Below are 13,360 nucleotides of genomic sequence, written 5' to 3' on the forward strand. Positions count from 1 at the left end.
GAATCTGTTGGATTTGACCTTATGCATTTGGTTTACTCTACCACCTCACGACACGCCCTATACAAATCCTTCCACCCGTCGCGCTCCTTTACCACTGTTTCCAAGTACTCCAGCCACACCACTCGGTCCTGCACCGGGTCTTTCACCACGGCGCCGGTAAGGCCAGCGGCCAGGTCGGCGGCTTGCAGGGTGCCGTCGCCGAAGTAGGCGGCCAAGGCTAGGCCGCTGTTTAGGACCGAAATGGCCTCACCGGTGCTGAGGGTGCCGCTGGGGCTTTTTAGCTTGGTTTTGCCATTCTCAGTCACGCCGGAGCGCAATTCGCGGAAGATGGTAACTAGGCGGCTGATCTGCTCCAGGGCCACTGTGGTGGGCGGTAGCTGCAGGGCTCGGCCGGTTTTCTCCACCCGCGAATGCACGATCTGCACTTCCTCGGCTACGGAAGTAGGCAAGGGCAGCACCACGGTGTTGAAGCGGCGGCGCAGGGCGCTGCTCAGCTCGTTTACGCCCTTGTCGCGGTCGTTGGCGGTGGCTATTACGTTGAAGCCGCGGGTGGCCTGGATTTCGGTGGCCAGCTCGGGCACGGGCAGCACCTTTTCGGAGAGAACGGTGATGAGCGTATCCTGCACATCGGAAGGAATGCGCGTGAGTTCTTCCACCCGCACCAGGGCGCCTTCCTGCATGCCTTTGAGCATAGGCGAAGGCACCAGCGCGGCCGCTGAGGGACCTTCCGCAATCAGGCGGGCGTAGTTCCATGAGTAGCGGATGGCGTCTTCGGAGGTGCCGGCCGTGCCCTGAATGAGCAGATTGCTGTGCCCGCTGATGGCCGCCGTCAGGTGCTCCGAAACCCAGCTTTTGGCTGTGCCGGGCACGCCGAGCAGCAGCAGGGCGCGGTCGGTGGCCAGGGTAGCCACGGCTATTTCCATCAGCCGCCGCTGCCCGATGTACTTGGGTTCGATTTCAAAGCCGTTGTCGAGCTGGCCGCCGAGCAGGTAGGTGACCACGGCCCAGGGCGACAGTTTCCAGCCCGGCGGCTTGGGGCGGTCGTCTTGAGCTACGAGGGCGGCGAGTTCTTCGGCGTACTGCACCTCGGCGTGCGGACGCAGGATATTATCAAGAGCAGGAATGGCGGACATAACGAGGCAAGAAGGCTAAAGCTACTGAGGGTTCGGAACCCAGCCGAGGATGTGAGCTGATTTTAGGCTTGATTCCACTTACACATCAGCCGCTGGTGCTTCCGTGAGAGACTGGACCAGTTGGCGGCGGAAATAGAGTGTGTCGAGGGTGCGGCGGAAGAAGCGTTGGTAATCGGGGTAGAGGTCGATGAGCTGCTGAAACTGCGCGGCAAGGGTGCTGTAGTGGGCTACGTCGGCGGCTGAAGTCAACTGACTGAGCAGGCGTTCTAGACTGGCCAAGACTTGGTAATTGGTGGGCTGCGGAGTCGTTGGTAATGTATTTTGCACCAGTGCAATGGCGCGGCTGGTCAGGGCCGGAGGCCAGGGGCCGGACAACTGCAGCAGGGTATCGAAGGCGCGGGACGTTGGGTTCGTCAGGCGGCCGTTGGCGGGCAGGTGCTCCAGCAGCAGCGTAGCCACAGCGGTCGGCGGAACGATACGTAGCAGGTCCCAGGGAAAGGCCACCGCTTTTTGGCGCGTGAGGTTCAGCTCCAGCAAAGCGTGCGCCCAATCCCCATCGGCGTGCAACTCGGTGGCCTGCGTCCAGGCGGGCAGGAGCAACGCGGACCATTCGCTGTCGGCAGCCAATTCCAGCAAGCGTAGCGGGGAAAGCTGCCAATGCGCTGCCCAACGGCTGGGCGGCAACAGGGCCAGCAGCTGACCCAGCCACGCCGCTTTCTCCCCGCCGAAGCGGCTGTCTTTCTGCTCAATGCCATCGGACAGCCACTCCGGCTGCCAGGCGTCAGGAAGCCGGACCTCCAGCTTTTTACCCCGCAGCAGGCTGCTGGTCAGGCTCAGATGCGCCGCGGCGCGCTGCCATAGCCGCTCGGCTAAGCTACTGCCGGGAATACGCACCAGCAGAGCGGCCGCCGTTTGGCGAACTTCCTTGCTCTTGGAATTAAGGTACGGCTCGATCAGGTCTGCATCGGCCGCACTCAGATTGGTAGCCAGAGCGAGCAGCAAAAGAGCCTGCTGCTTGGCCGCTTCGTGCGGAAGCGTGGCGGCCAGCAGCGCCCGCGCCGCTGTTGGGTCTTGTTGCCGCCGTGCTTCGAGGTAACGGAGGCGCTGTTTGGGCAGGCCGGTTTCCCAGTCGGCTTCGTCGAGCGCGGTGGGCGCCGTCGTTAAGGGCTTCCACCGCTCGTTCAGGCGGGCCAGCCACGCGCCCCGCTCGCCAGCCACTTCGGCCGCGGCGGCGTGCATCTCGGAGCGGGTGCAGGCATAGTCAAACAGCGGCACCAGCAGGCGGTGCGGCACCCGGCGGCCGTGGTAGCTAATCTGCCGCAGGTACTCCGGGAGCAGAGCCGTTTGGTAGCCGCCCAGCATTTGCTGCAGTAGGCCAAGACCGGTAGCACCAATGGCGGGTAGTACCTCCTCCGGAGCCGGGGCGGAAGCCTCTGTGGTGGGAGGCGCCGCCTGGTAGCCGGCTTTACGTATCAGCGCCAGCGCCCCGGCGACTTGCAATACCTGTTCCTCACGGGGTGCCGAAACAGAAAATTCTGGCAATGCCGGCACCGTCTCACCGCTTTGGCGGGTGCCTAGCAAGGCTACGCGCAGCAGTTGCTGCCAGTCGTGCTGCGGATTCATGAGCGGGAAGCCGTAAAGGCCGCGTCGGGCGCGGGCCAGTGGGTGAGTGGAAGCAAGGCCCGGCCGTTCCATTCGCCAAATAGCGTGAGCGGGTGCCCGCCGCTGGCGGCCAGCAACTGCCAGCCGTAGTCGGCGTCGCCGCGCAGAGGGAGCTGCAAGGCGTGGTGCCGGTGCTGCAGCACTACTTCGCCGGAGGGCAGCAGCACCGGCACCACGCCTTGCAGCGTCACGGGCCAGTCGCGCAGCCAAGGTTGCCGGCTCAGCGCATCGGCGTAAGTGCCGAACAGCTCCGCTGGCAGTACAGCCGGGGCATTGGCCTGCGCATCGACGCCGACAAACTGCCACTCGGCGGTGGTGAGGGCCCGCAGCGCGGCCGCGCCAGGGTAGAAGGCCAGACTGCCCGCGTAGCGGCCGCCCGGCACGAGCGGCGTGGCGAAAGCCTGACCGCCAAATGAATACTCCAGCACCAGCGCATAGCGGCTGGTGCGCAGCCCCCAAAGCCAGGTGCGGCGGGCCGTCAGGCGTTCTTCTTCGGTGGTTATTTGCCCCACCACCAGCCATGTGTCGGCTACGGCGGGCTGCTGGTTTAGAATATCGTCCTTTTTGAGGTTGACGCCCACCAGCTGTAATACATCCGTGCGCAAATCGGTGGGTAACTGCTCCAAGCGCAAAAATGCGCGGGTGAGCAGGTACAACTCCCCAAGCCGGGCCAGTAGGCGCTCGGGCCAGTCAGCGCCGGTGTGGCGCAGCGGGGCCAGTTCGCGGAGCACGGCGGCCAATCCGGGCAGCTGATCATCAACGAGGCGAGCAGCTTGGTTTTCCCAGAAAGCCGGCGCTGCTTTCTCTGTTTGGGCCAAGCCAGTACTTATCAGGTCCTGCAGCCAGGTCAGCAGTTCGGTGGCTCCGCGTTGCATGCGTTCGAGGCGGGCGGGAGCAACCTCGCTGCCTGGCCCTCGTTCCGCAACATCTGGGGCACCAATGGGCTCCGGCTCAGCCACCGGAGGCGCCGTTGGAACCGTTTGGGCGGCCTTCTTTTCCTGGTTTTGTTGACGCTTATCCAGCCATTCGGTAAGCCAGGTGGGCGTTTCGGCGGGGCTGAACAACTGCTGCTGACGGGCCAGCAACAAGAGCAAGCCTGCACCGTGCTTGCAAGGAAACACCCGGCTGGGGCAAGTGCATTTGAAGGCTGGCTCGGTGAGGTCGATGCCGACCTGGTAGGGCTTGCTGCCGCTTCCGGCGCACTCGCCCCAAGCTGCCTGACTGGTGCGCCCGAGGTGGCTCCACTTAGCGGGGGCAGCCAGGTCAAGGCCGCGCTTGAGCGTGCCGGCGTCGGTGATGAGGGCGCGGGCCTGGTCTTCGGTCCACATGAATGCGGCGATGAAGGTATAAAAGAGTAAGGAAAGCTTAGGGAATGGTACGGGTTGCAGCTAAGGTCCGTAGATAGCCATGTGGCTTGGTGTTCAGAACTTGCTACGCCGAAAATTCCTCCCCGCAGTTCTGGCAGCGGTGCAAGGTGGTGCCGGCGTAGAAGATGCGCTTGTACCACGGCTGTTGGGCCTCGGGCTCGGGCCACACGTGGTAGGAGCCGCAACGCGGGCAACGCACGGCGGCCCGCTCGGTGCGCACCCGCTCAAACTCGACCACGATTTCGCGGGCACCTTCCACGTCTTCTTCCTCAATGAGCAGCCGGAAATACAGCCCGTCGCCGAAGGGCAAAGTGGCCGGGCCGTAGTTTTTAACCAGGCTCACGATGCCGGCCTCGTCGTGCAGGCGTTGGTAAAGGCCAACAGCTTCAGTGTAAGTAAGGTATTCGGCCGCCGGGACTAGCATAGCGTAAAGGTAGAGCCCATCAGTGCTTGGCACTAGCTTTAACTAGCCAAATGCGGGCATGCTACGAGAGCCCCACTATCTGTGCTGGCTGCCATGGTAGTTGCGGAGTTTGAACAGCAACCAGGGGCGCCCCTACCTGAATCGTCAAGTTAGGTCCAATCCCTTGGCTGATCGGCCCAGGGATTGGACCTAACTAGTTGGCTTGCCTTAGCGGCGCGATTTGGCCGCGCGCCGAGCAGGCGCAGTGCCCAGCCGGCTGCGCAGGCGTAGCACGTAGCCCAGCAAACCCACGCAAAGGACGGCCAGCCCCGCAGCCAGCAAGTCACGCGTGGTGCGGGCACTTTCGGCTTCTTTCAGGGCTTCTTCCGCGGCCTGCAGCTTCTGCTGGCGCTGCTTGTCGCGCAGCTGCAGGTTTTGGATCTGGTTTTCGAGGTCGTAAAAGCGCTGCCGGGTGGAGGTTTGGTCGGTTTGGGCCACGGTCACTTGCTGCTCCACCTGCCGCTTTTCGGCCACAATGCCAGCCGTGCGCCGAATCTCGCTTTCCTTCAGCGCCCGCACGATTTCGGTATCCTTGCGAATGATGCCTTTCAGCGCGTCAATGACTTCCTGCAGGTCCTTTTTGCTGGGCTTGTTGGCCAGAAAAGCATTGCGCTGGGCGTTGGCTTCTTCGTACTGGCGCATCAGCTGGTCGCGCTCCTGAATCAGGCGCGGGATGGGGTCGTTGGTGGGAGCGGGCGCAGGTGCTGGGGTTTGAGCACTGAGTGGAAGCCCGCCGATAGCGGAGGCCAGCAGCAACACCAAAGTCATGTGACGGGGTGCGGAGAGGGAAAAGCGCATAAGTCGCAATACGGTAAAAGCAGGCACGTTATGGCTCCAAAAGCTGAATATTTGGAGCTATGAACCGAAATCTATACTTACCCATTTTGCTGGCAGCCGCGCTGCTGTCGGCTTGCGCCACTGCCAAAAAAACATCGGGTACCGATGCCAGGCCCGCCATAACGGGCTCCAACAATGTGCCGCAAAGCTACTACGACGCCGCCCGCCGCACGGTGCCCGCCTTCGTGGTGCTCGAAGTCAGCACCGATGCCAGCTACGCTTACACACAGAAAAACCCGGTGTGCGTGGGCGGAATGAAAGATCAACTGTGCGCCAAAAACGAACAGCGCTACCTCAACGCCCTGCGCGGGCCCAAGGGTGAGGAAGTAAGCTACCGGCGCCTGGGTAGCTGCTGCGGCTTCAAAACGCCCAACGGTACCATCAACAACATGGGTATGCTCGACGCCTACGAACTGACTTGGCTTGGCAATGAAAAGCCGCTGGTTGTTTATCTCAATTGCTACGACGATGCCCCGCTAAAAGCACCCCAGGGTCTGACTATAATTGGTAATTAGGGTTGAAAATCGTTTGTCATGTCGAGCGCAGTCGAGACATCTCGCGTGCTGATGCTAGATAGAAGATTCTTTTCAAGAACATTACTCTCGGCCGTCAGCACACAAGATGTCTCGACTGCGCTCGACATGACGTTCTGGTTTCATATTCAGCTACCAATCAAGCAAAGTTTCGGCCCGCTGACTAAGGTTGGCTACGCCGCCTGTGCACGCCGGGCCTTACCCACACGCGGCTTGCGGTAGAACATCAACACCAGAATCGGTAGCAAGGTCAGCTCGGCAATTACGCCGAACAGCAGCGTCAGCCCGATGAGCAGGCCCACGTAGAACGTGCCGTCGAAGGAGCTGAATAACAGCGTGCTGAAGCCGCCGACCAGAATCAGCGACGTCACAATCACGGCCTTGCCGGCCAGCCGGTACGTGCGGCTCACGGCGCGCTTCACCGTGGGCTCTTTGCCCAGCATCAGCCGTAGCTTGCTAATGAAGTGAATCGTATCGTCGACGGCAATGCCGAAGGCGATGGTGAAGATGATGCTGGTGCTGACCTTCATGGGCACGCCGCACAAGCCCATCACGCCGCCCACCACCACAATGGGCAAGAGGTTGGGAATAAGCACCACCGGCACCATCCGAATGGAGCGAAACAGGGCCAGCACGATTACCGTCACCATCACCACATCCATGCCGATGCCGAGCAGCATGTCGCGGGTTAGGTTCTGGTTGTTTTTGTCGATGAGCAGGGCCGAGCCGGTTTGGCGCGTCTGGAGCACCTGGGCGTCGGTGTGTTGGGCCTGAAAGCGGCGCAGGCCGCGGTTGAGGCTGGCCACCGTCACGCTGCCGGGGTCGGGCATGCGGCCGCTAAGGCGGCCTTCCGTGCCTTCCCGGGTGGCCAGGGCCTGAAACTCGGGCCGCTTGCTCACGCGGCGCAGCTGCCGTTGCAGGCGCTGCAACTCGGCCTCTGAGTCGGGCAGGCGGTACTCTTCCAAGGCGCCGCCGTTCAGGGCCTTGCGCACCGATTTCACCACCGTCACGGGCGAGGCTACGAAGTGCAGGCCGTACTCGCGCTGCAGGTAATTCTCGATTTCCTCGGTTTCGCGCAGCACTGCCAGGTCGTACACCGAGCGGCCACCCTGCGGCAACAGGTGCATTTCGAAGGGGCGCACGCCGGCAAAGCGGTCTTCGAAAAAGCGGAAGTCCAGCTGCACCGGGTCGTCATCGGACAAATCATCCAACAGACGCGACTCGATGCGCACCTGGCTGGCGGCGGCCAGGCTGCCCACCAGCACCACGGCCGCGCCCGTCAGCACCCAGCGGCGGCGCACCAGCACCAGGCGCAGCAGGCGCGTGAGCGGCTCGTCCCAGGAGCGGCCGGCTCCGTAGCGCTGCTGCGGCTTGGGCAGCAGCACCAGCAGGGCCGGCAGCAAGGTGAAGGTGAGGCCGTAGGCAATCAGCACCGCGAATCCGGTGTACAGGCCGAAGTTGTGAATGGGCTTGATGTGGCTGACCGTCAGCGTGAAAAAACCCAAGGAAGTCGTCATGGCCGACAAGCCTGAGCCGAACATGCTTTCCTTCATGCTGATGCGCAGGGCCGGAATGGTGTCGCCCCCATCTCCGCGCTCCGTGACGTAGCGCGTGAGCAGGTGCACCGAATCGGCGATGCCCACCACGCACATCATCACCGGTAGCAGGGCCGTCATCAAATCGATGCCGTCGCCAAACCAGCCCACCAGCGCCAGGCCGCCGATGGTGGCCCCGGCCACGATGGTCAGCGGCAGCACCACGCCCCACCACGAGCGGAACGTCAGCCATAAGAGCCCCATTACCAGCAGCACCGACAGCGACACGAACACGGCCATTTCCACCTTCAGGCGGTCTACAAATACCGATTGCGCCACCAGCTTGCCGCCCAGGTGCACCTGTTCGTCGGCGAAGCCCAGGCGCGTCAGCTCAGTGCGCAGGGCCGTCATGAGCGTGTCGCCGGGCGGCTTTTCGAGGTCGGGCGTGGTTTGCAGCACCACCGTTACGGCTTGGGCGTCGCGGGCAAACAGGTTGCCGACGAGGCCGGGCGTGCGGTACACCAGGCTGGAGTCGGCGGCGCGGGAAGCCGGGTCGGAGAGGCGGTCGAGGTGCAGGTAAGGAATGTTAAACATGCCCAAGCCTTCCACTACCGGGTTGGCCGCCGTGGTGGGCGACAGCACGTGCAGCACGTGGCGCTGCTGCTGGGCAAAGCGGGTAAACGTATCAATGCGCTGCGCAAAATCGGCTCCGAATACGCTGCCGCCGGGCTTGGTTTCGAGCCCGATGAGCACATAGTCGTTGTCGTTGCCGAACTTCTCGGTATAGCGCTGATAATAGGCGAGGTCCGGGTCGCCGGTGGGGTAGAAGTCGTTGAAATTGTAGTTGAAGCGCAGGCGCAGCAGGCCGGTGGCGGCCACGACGGCCAGCAGCAACAGGCCCAGCAGGGTAAGAAAACTAAGCGAACGGGGAGAAAGCACGCAGAAGAGCTAAAAATGAACCGGCAGGATATGGAGCAGGTTGTGTATTTTGGAGCCGGCGCTCAGCCAACCACCCGTTTCTCACTTTTGTTTCCTCCCTACTTCTCATTTCCTGCCCTTATGAAAAACGCCCTGCTCGCCCTGGCCTTGTTTGCTTTCGTTGGAACCGCTGCCGCCCACGAAGGCGAGAAGGGTGCGAAAGGTAAGAAAGGCAAGAAGGAAGCCTGCTCTACCGAGATGAAAGCCAGCTGCGCAGAAAAAGGCGCTACGGCCGCCACGCCCTCGTGCTGCATGAAGAAAGGCGCTGCCACATCGGCTGCTCAGACCTCGGAAGCCAAGCCCGCCACGCCGGCCGTAAAGTCACTGTAAGGCTTGCATAACATCAACCAAGCAAAAGCCCCGCGCCGGATTGGCGCGGGGCTTTTGCTTTTGTACTGATCAGTTCAGTAGGGCATTCCATTGCGAAATTTTCGGCTGCCTAATCCGAGTTTTCTAACAAGTAATGCTGCTCGTTAAGGCCAATGTACTTGATTTGCCAGGACATTCCACGCCACGCGGGCGAGGTATACCAAGGTCATCAGCAGGGCCAATGCCAGAGCGGTCCAGAGATTATTGAGGCGGGGAGAAGTATCGCGGGCCATAGGCCCGGGTACGAAAGCAGGTCGGAAAAAGATGCTTTTCCCAGGTGAAAAAATGAAACCAGCTTAGGCCTAGCTTTGAGGCTGATGGGGCTCGGCTAACCTTGCACGCCGAGCAGCTTCATTTAACCAGCTTCGCCGCGCAGCACTTCCAGAGGAGGGCGCGTGAGCACGTCGCGGGAGTTAAATAGGCCGATGAATATTGTTAGGGCCGTGGTAGCGGCGGCGAGGATGAGCAGCGGCACTGGGTCGGGCACGAAGGGTATTTCAAATACCCAAATAGCCAGCGCCCACGCGGCAAACGTGGCCAATACCAGGCCGGTCAAGGCCGCCAGCAAACCCAGCAGCGCGTATTCGACCATGGTGATGCGCAAAATCTGTCGGCGCGAAGCCCCAAGCGTGCGCAGCAGCACGCTTTCCTTTACTCGCTGATAGCGGCTGATGACCACCGTGCTGGTCAGCACCAGCAAGCCGGTGGCAATGCTGAAGCCCGCCATAAAGCGAATGACAAAGGAAATTTGCCCTAGAATGTCGTCCAGCGTTTTCAGGATCAGCCCGAGGTCAATGGCCGATACGTTGGGAAAGCCGCTGACCAACTCGCGCTGCACCGCGCCCAGCACCTCGTTATTGGGCACGCGCGTCATGAGCACGTAAAACTGCGGTGCAGCTTCCAGCACGCCGCTGGGAAACACCACCAGAAAGTTAGTTTGAACCCGCGTCCAGTCCACAGTGCGGGTACCGGCTACTACGGCCCCGAGCGGCAGGCCCTGCACGTTGAAGGTAAGCGTGTCGCCGAGTTTCAGGCGCAGCCGCTGGAAGTAGCCATCCTCAATGGAAATGCGCGGCAGGCCATCGGCGCCCAAGGAAGGGCCGGCGCCTGCCGATTGCCGCTCGGAGGCAATGAGTGCGTTGCGGTACGTGACGCGGTACTCGCGGCTGAAGGCCCATTTGGGTACGCCGCGGGTGCTGTCGCGCTGAAAAAAAGCACCGGACCGACCGTTAATGGCCGTTAGGCGCATGGTTACCACCGGCACCTGCTGAATCACAGGCAGCTGCTGGCGTTGCAGAAGCTCGGTCACCCCGGCGCGCTGGGCCGGCTGAATGTCAAACAGCACCAGATTGGGCTGTTCGCCACCGCCACTGAGCTGCACCCGGCTCAGCAGCAGGCCTTGCAGCAAATACAGGGTGGCCAGCAAAAACACGCCCAGGCCTACCGACAGCGTCAGCGTGATGGTTTGGTTGTTGGGCCGGTACAGATTGGCCAGGCCCTGCCGCCACACGTAGCTCCAGGAGCTGGGAAAAAAGCGACGTACCAGGCGGCGCAAGCCTACACCTAGGCTTGCCAGCGCCCCGAAAGCCACCAGCAGGCCCGCCGTAAAGCCCAGCGCCAGCTTCCAGTCGCGGGTTTGGAGGTAAGCAAAGCTGGTGATAAACAGCAAAATCAGCGCGTACACGCCCAGCCGCAGCGGATCGGGGGTGGCGGTATCGTCTTCGTACGAAGCGCGCAGCGTCCGCAGCGGGGATACCCGCCGAATGCTTAGCAGCGGCAGCAGCGCAAACAGCACCGCCACCACCAGCCCCGTCAGCACACCTTGCAGCACCGCCGACCAAGAAATGGCCACCTGCACCGTCACGGGCAGAAAACCCGCCAGCACCCGTGGGAGCAGCCCTTGTACGGCCGTGCCCAGCGCCGCGCCTACCACGGCCCCGAGCAGGCCCATCACGGCCGTTTGGAGCAGGTAAATCAGCAAGGCCTGCCGGCCGCTGGCCCCCAGGCAGCGTAGCACCGCCACGGCAGCCACTTTCTCGCGGACGTACAGGCTTACGGCGCTGGCCACGCCCACGCAGCCCAGCAGCAAGGCCACAAACGCTACCAGATTCAGGAAGCGGGTAAGGTCGCCGAAAGCCCGGCCAGTCTGCTGCTTGCGGCTGGCCACGGTATCGGTATCGATGTTGGCCTGATCGAGCCGCGCTTGCAGAGGCTTGAGCAAGGCCTCGGTATTGGTGCCGGGCGGCAGCCGGAAATACGTGCGGTACTGCACGCGGCTGCCCCGCTGCAGCAGGCCGGTTCCGGCCAGCGAAGTACCCGGGATAAACACCGTAGGGGCCACCGCCGCGCTGAAGCCCGACTGCCCCGGCGTCTTGCGCACCCGCCCGGCTATGCGGTACGTGAGCGTGCCCACCTTGATGGAGTCGCCGGGCTGGGCGTCGAACTGGACTAGCAGCGCATCATCGACCAGCGCCACGCGCTGCGCCGGCGACGTGGCTTGCCGAAACGCCGAAATGGCGCCCACCGGCTCCACGGCCCAGTCGCCGTAGTAAGGAAAGCTGCCCGTCAGGGCCCGAATCTGGGCCAAACGCACGCCCTGGTTTTTGGGAAACTGAATCAGCGACGCAAACGCCGTTTCTTCGCTGCGCACCGAACCCAGCTGATTCAGCACCGGCCGCAGAGTCGAGTCCACGGGTTGGGTGGAGGACAGCACCAGATCGGCGCCCACCAGCTCGCGGGCCTGCTCGTCGATGCTGCGCGAGAGGTTGTCGCCGAAGCCGTTGATGCCCACCAGCGCCGCGATGCCCAGCACAATGGCCGACAGAAACAGCACGAGGCGCGAGCGGGAGCGACGGGAGTCGCGCCAAGCCATGCGCCACAGCCAGCCGAGGCCGGGAGAAGTTGTGCTCATCGGAGGGAGGTGGGCGCGGTGGCCCGTTCGGTCAGCGAATCAGCCACCACGCTACCGCCTTTGATGCGCACCACGCGCTGCGTGCGGGCTGCCAGCTCCAGGTCGTGGGTGACGAGCACCAAGGTGGTGCCGGCTTCGCGGTTGAGCTCAAAGAGCAGCTCTACCACCGTGGCGCTGGTGTCGGCGTCGAGGTTGCCGGTGGGTTCGTCAGCGAAGAGAATCTTGGGCCGGTTGGCAAATGCCCGAGCTAGCGACACGCGTTGCTGCTCCCCGCCCGACAGCTGGGCCGGGTAATGGTGTCCACGTCCGCCCAGGCCCACGCGCTCCAGCAGGGCTTGGGCCGTTTGGACGCCGCCTTTTACGCCGCGCAACTCCAGCGGCACCAGCACGTTTTCGAGGGCCGTAAGGGTGGGCAGCAGCTGAAAATTCTGGAAGATGAAGCCCACGTGCTCGTTGCGCACGGCCGCCCGTTGATCTTCGCTCAGGTTGTCGAGCTGAATGCCGCTCAGCCATACGCTGCCCGAGGAGGCTCGGTCCAGGCCCGCGCACAAGCCCAGCAAAGTGGTTTTGCCAGAGCCCGATGGGCCCACGATGGCGAAGGTGTCGCCGGCTTGCAGCTCAAAGCTCACGCTTTCCAGCACCGTGAGGGTGCGGCCGCCGCTGGCGTATGATTTGGTTAGGTTTTCTACTTTCAGCACGAGGCAAGGATTACTAATCCGCCCTGACCAGGGACGGAGACGATGGAAGCAGGATAGCTACGGAAAACGGGCCAGCCGGAAGCTTTGTTTGCCGGCCGATACGTAGAGGACGTTTCAACGCTGCGTATACTTTCTTTTGTAACGCACTAAGCCTTAAAAACCGACACCCGCATGAAAACTGCTTCGACCTTGCTTGGTTATTTGCTGTGCTTCGGCCTGCTGACCAGCTGCGGCTCCAACAACAGCTCTCCGCCCGCCACGGAGGCTGCTCCACCCGCCGATGCAGCGGCTCAATCGGCTACGGCACCAGTTGGTAAGCAGACTATTCTGTTCTTTGGCAACAGCCTCACCGCCGGCCTGGGCGTGGAGCCGGAGCAAGCTTTCCCGGCCTTGGTGGGGCAGAAGATCGACTCCGCGGGCCTGAATTATTCCGTCGTCAATGCTGGCCTGAGCGGTGAAACCACCGCCGGCGGCCGCAGCCGCGTGGGCTGGGTGCTGCGCCGGCCGGTGCATGTGTTCGTGCTGGAACTCGGCGGCAACGACGGCCTGCGCGGCCTGCCGCTCAGCGACACACGCCGCAACCTGCAGGCCATCATTGACACGGTGCGTCGGCTGCAACCCCAAGCCCGCATTGTGCTGGCCGGCATGCAGATTCCGCCCAACCTCGGCGCCGATTATGCCCGCGACTTCAAACAGCTCTACGGCGAGCTGGCCCAGAAAAACGACCTGACCCTGATTCCTTTCCTGCTCGAAGGCGTAGGCGGCGTGGCCCGGTTCAACCAGCGCGACGGCATCCACCCCACGGCCGAAGGCCACCGCCTCATTGCTCGTACCGTGTGGCAGGTGCTACGGCCGGTGCTGCAACAGCCCACAG

Annotated in this window: 11 protein-coding genes; 3 read left to right on the plus strand and 8 right to left on the minus strand. The window is 62.8% G+C overall.

What is annotated here, in order from left to right:
- Positions 1-32: 32 nt before the first annotated feature.
- From AC5FXY_RS10395 to AC5FXY_RS10415, 5 genes are all read right to left on the minus strand, one after another.
- On the minus strand, positions 33-1,133 hold the full coding sequence (locus tag AC5FXY_RS10395) for an ATP-binding protein (protein WP_493556604.1): 1,101 nt from the start codon (positions 1,131-1,133) through the stop codon (positions 33-35).
- Between the two features lie 78 nt (positions 1,134-1,211).
- The gene (locus tag AC5FXY_RS10400) at positions 1,212-2,756 is read right to left on the minus strand and encodes a DUF5691 domain-containing protein (RefSeq protein WP_493556605.1); all 1,545 of its coding nucleotides are present in this window, start codon (positions 2,754-2,756) and stop codon (positions 1,212-1,214) included.
- Positions 2,753-4,123 carry an SWIM zinc finger family protein gene (locus tag AC5FXY_RS10405; RefSeq protein WP_493556606.1) on the minus strand — a complete coding sequence of 457 codons (1,371 nt, stop codon included), beginning with the start codon at positions 4,121-4,123 and terminating at the stop codon, positions 2,753-2,755. The genes AC5FXY_RS10400 and AC5FXY_RS10405 overlap by 4 nt, the downstream gene beginning before the upstream one ends.
- 103 nt (positions 4,124-4,226) lie before the next feature.
- Positions 4,227-4,586: a hypothetical protein gene (locus tag AC5FXY_RS10410; RefSeq protein ID WP_493556607.1), complete on the minus strand. Its 360-nt coding sequence runs from the start codon at positions 4,584-4,586 to the stop codon at positions 4,227-4,229.
- 207 nt (positions 4,587-4,793) lie between these two features.
- Positions 4,794-5,423, minus strand: a complete 630-nt coding sequence (locus tag AC5FXY_RS10415; protein WP_493556608.1) for a hypothetical protein — start codon at positions 5,421-5,423, stop codon at positions 4,794-4,796.
- Positions 5,424-5,482: 59 nt separating this feature from the next.
- Between AC5FXY_RS10415 and AC5FXY_RS10420 the strand changes: the two genes are divergently transcribed.
- On the plus strand, positions 5,483-5,977 hold the full coding sequence (locus AC5FXY_RS10420) for a hypothetical protein (protein WP_493556609.1): 495 nt from the start codon (positions 5,483-5,485) through the stop codon (positions 5,975-5,977).
- Positions 5,978-6,168: 191 nt separating this feature from the next.
- Here AC5FXY_RS10420 and AC5FXY_RS10425 read toward each other — a convergent pair whose 3' ends face one another.
- Positions 6,169-8,469 (minus strand): efflux RND transporter permease subunit, encoded by a 2,301-nt coding sequence (locus AC5FXY_RS10425; RefSeq protein WP_493556610.1) that lies wholly within the window; start codon positions 8,467-8,469, stop codon positions 6,169-6,171.
- A gap of 120 nt (positions 8,470-8,589) precedes the next feature.
- On the opposite strand from AC5FXY_RS10425, the gene AC5FXY_RS10430 reads away from it, so the two are divergent.
- A complete protein-coding gene (locus AC5FXY_RS10430) occupies positions 8,590-8,838 on the plus strand; it encodes a hypothetical protein (RefSeq protein WP_493556611.1) in 249 nt (82 codons plus the stop codon).
- A 394-nt stretch (positions 8,839-9,232) separates the two neighbouring features.
- On the opposite strand, the gene AC5FXY_RS10435 is transcribed toward AC5FXY_RS10430, so the two are convergent.
- Together AC5FXY_RS10435 and AC5FXY_RS10440 are read right to left on the minus strand one after the other, a co-directional pair.
- Positions 9,233-11,788 carry an ABC transporter permease gene (locus AC5FXY_RS10435; RefSeq protein WP_493556612.1) on the minus strand — a complete coding sequence of 852 codons (2,556 nt, stop codon included), beginning with the start codon at positions 11,786-11,788 and terminating at the stop codon, positions 9,233-9,235.
- A complete protein-coding gene (locus AC5FXY_RS10440; protein WP_493556613.1) occupies positions 11,785-12,486 on the minus strand; it encodes an ABC transporter ATP-binding protein in 702 nt (233 codons plus the stop codon). Before AC5FXY_RS10440 ends, AC5FXY_RS10435 begins: the two co-directional genes overlap by 4 nt.
- Before the next feature lie 171 nt (positions 12,487-12,657).
- Here AC5FXY_RS10440 and AC5FXY_RS10445 point away from each other — a divergent pair.
- Positions 12,658-13,360: arylesterase (locus AC5FXY_RS10445; protein WP_493556614.1), on the plus strand; the 703-nt coding region annotated here is incomplete at its 3' end.

The sequence above is a fragment of the Hymenobacter sp. FMD4 genome (genome assembly GCF_058932745.1).

Coding starts and splice junctions, on each gene's coding strand:
- AC5FXY_RS10395 (WP_493556604.1), bottom strand. CDS start 1,133: ATGTCCGCCATTCCTGCTCTTGATAATATCCTGCGTCCGCACGCCGAG.
- AC5FXY_RS10400 (WP_493556605.1), bottom strand. CDS start 2,756: ATGAATCCGCAGCACGACTGGCAGCAACTGCTGCGCGTAGCCTTGCTA.
- AC5FXY_RS10405 (WP_493556606.1), bottom strand. CDS start 4,123: ATGTGGACCGAAGACCAGGCCCGCGCCCTCATCACCGACGCCGGCACG.
- AC5FXY_RS10410 (WP_493556607.1), bottom strand. CDS start 4,586: ATGCTAGTCCCGGCGGCCGAATACCTTACTTACACTGAAGCTGTTGGC.
- AC5FXY_RS10415 (WP_493556608.1), bottom strand. CDS start 5,423: ATGCGCTTTTCCCTCTCCGCACCCCGTCACATGACTTTGGTGTTGCTG.
- AC5FXY_RS10420 (WP_493556609.1), top strand. CDS start 5,483: ATGAACCGAAATCTATACTTACCCATTTTGCTGGCAGCCGCGCTGCTG.
- AC5FXY_RS10430 (WP_493556611.1), top strand. CDS start 8,590: ATGAAAAACGCCCTGCTCGCCCTGGCCTTGTTTGCTTTCGTTGGAACC.
- AC5FXY_RS10435 (WP_493556612.1), bottom strand. CDS start 11,788: ATGAGCACAACTTCTCCCGGCCTCGGCTGGCTGTGGCGCATGGCTTGG.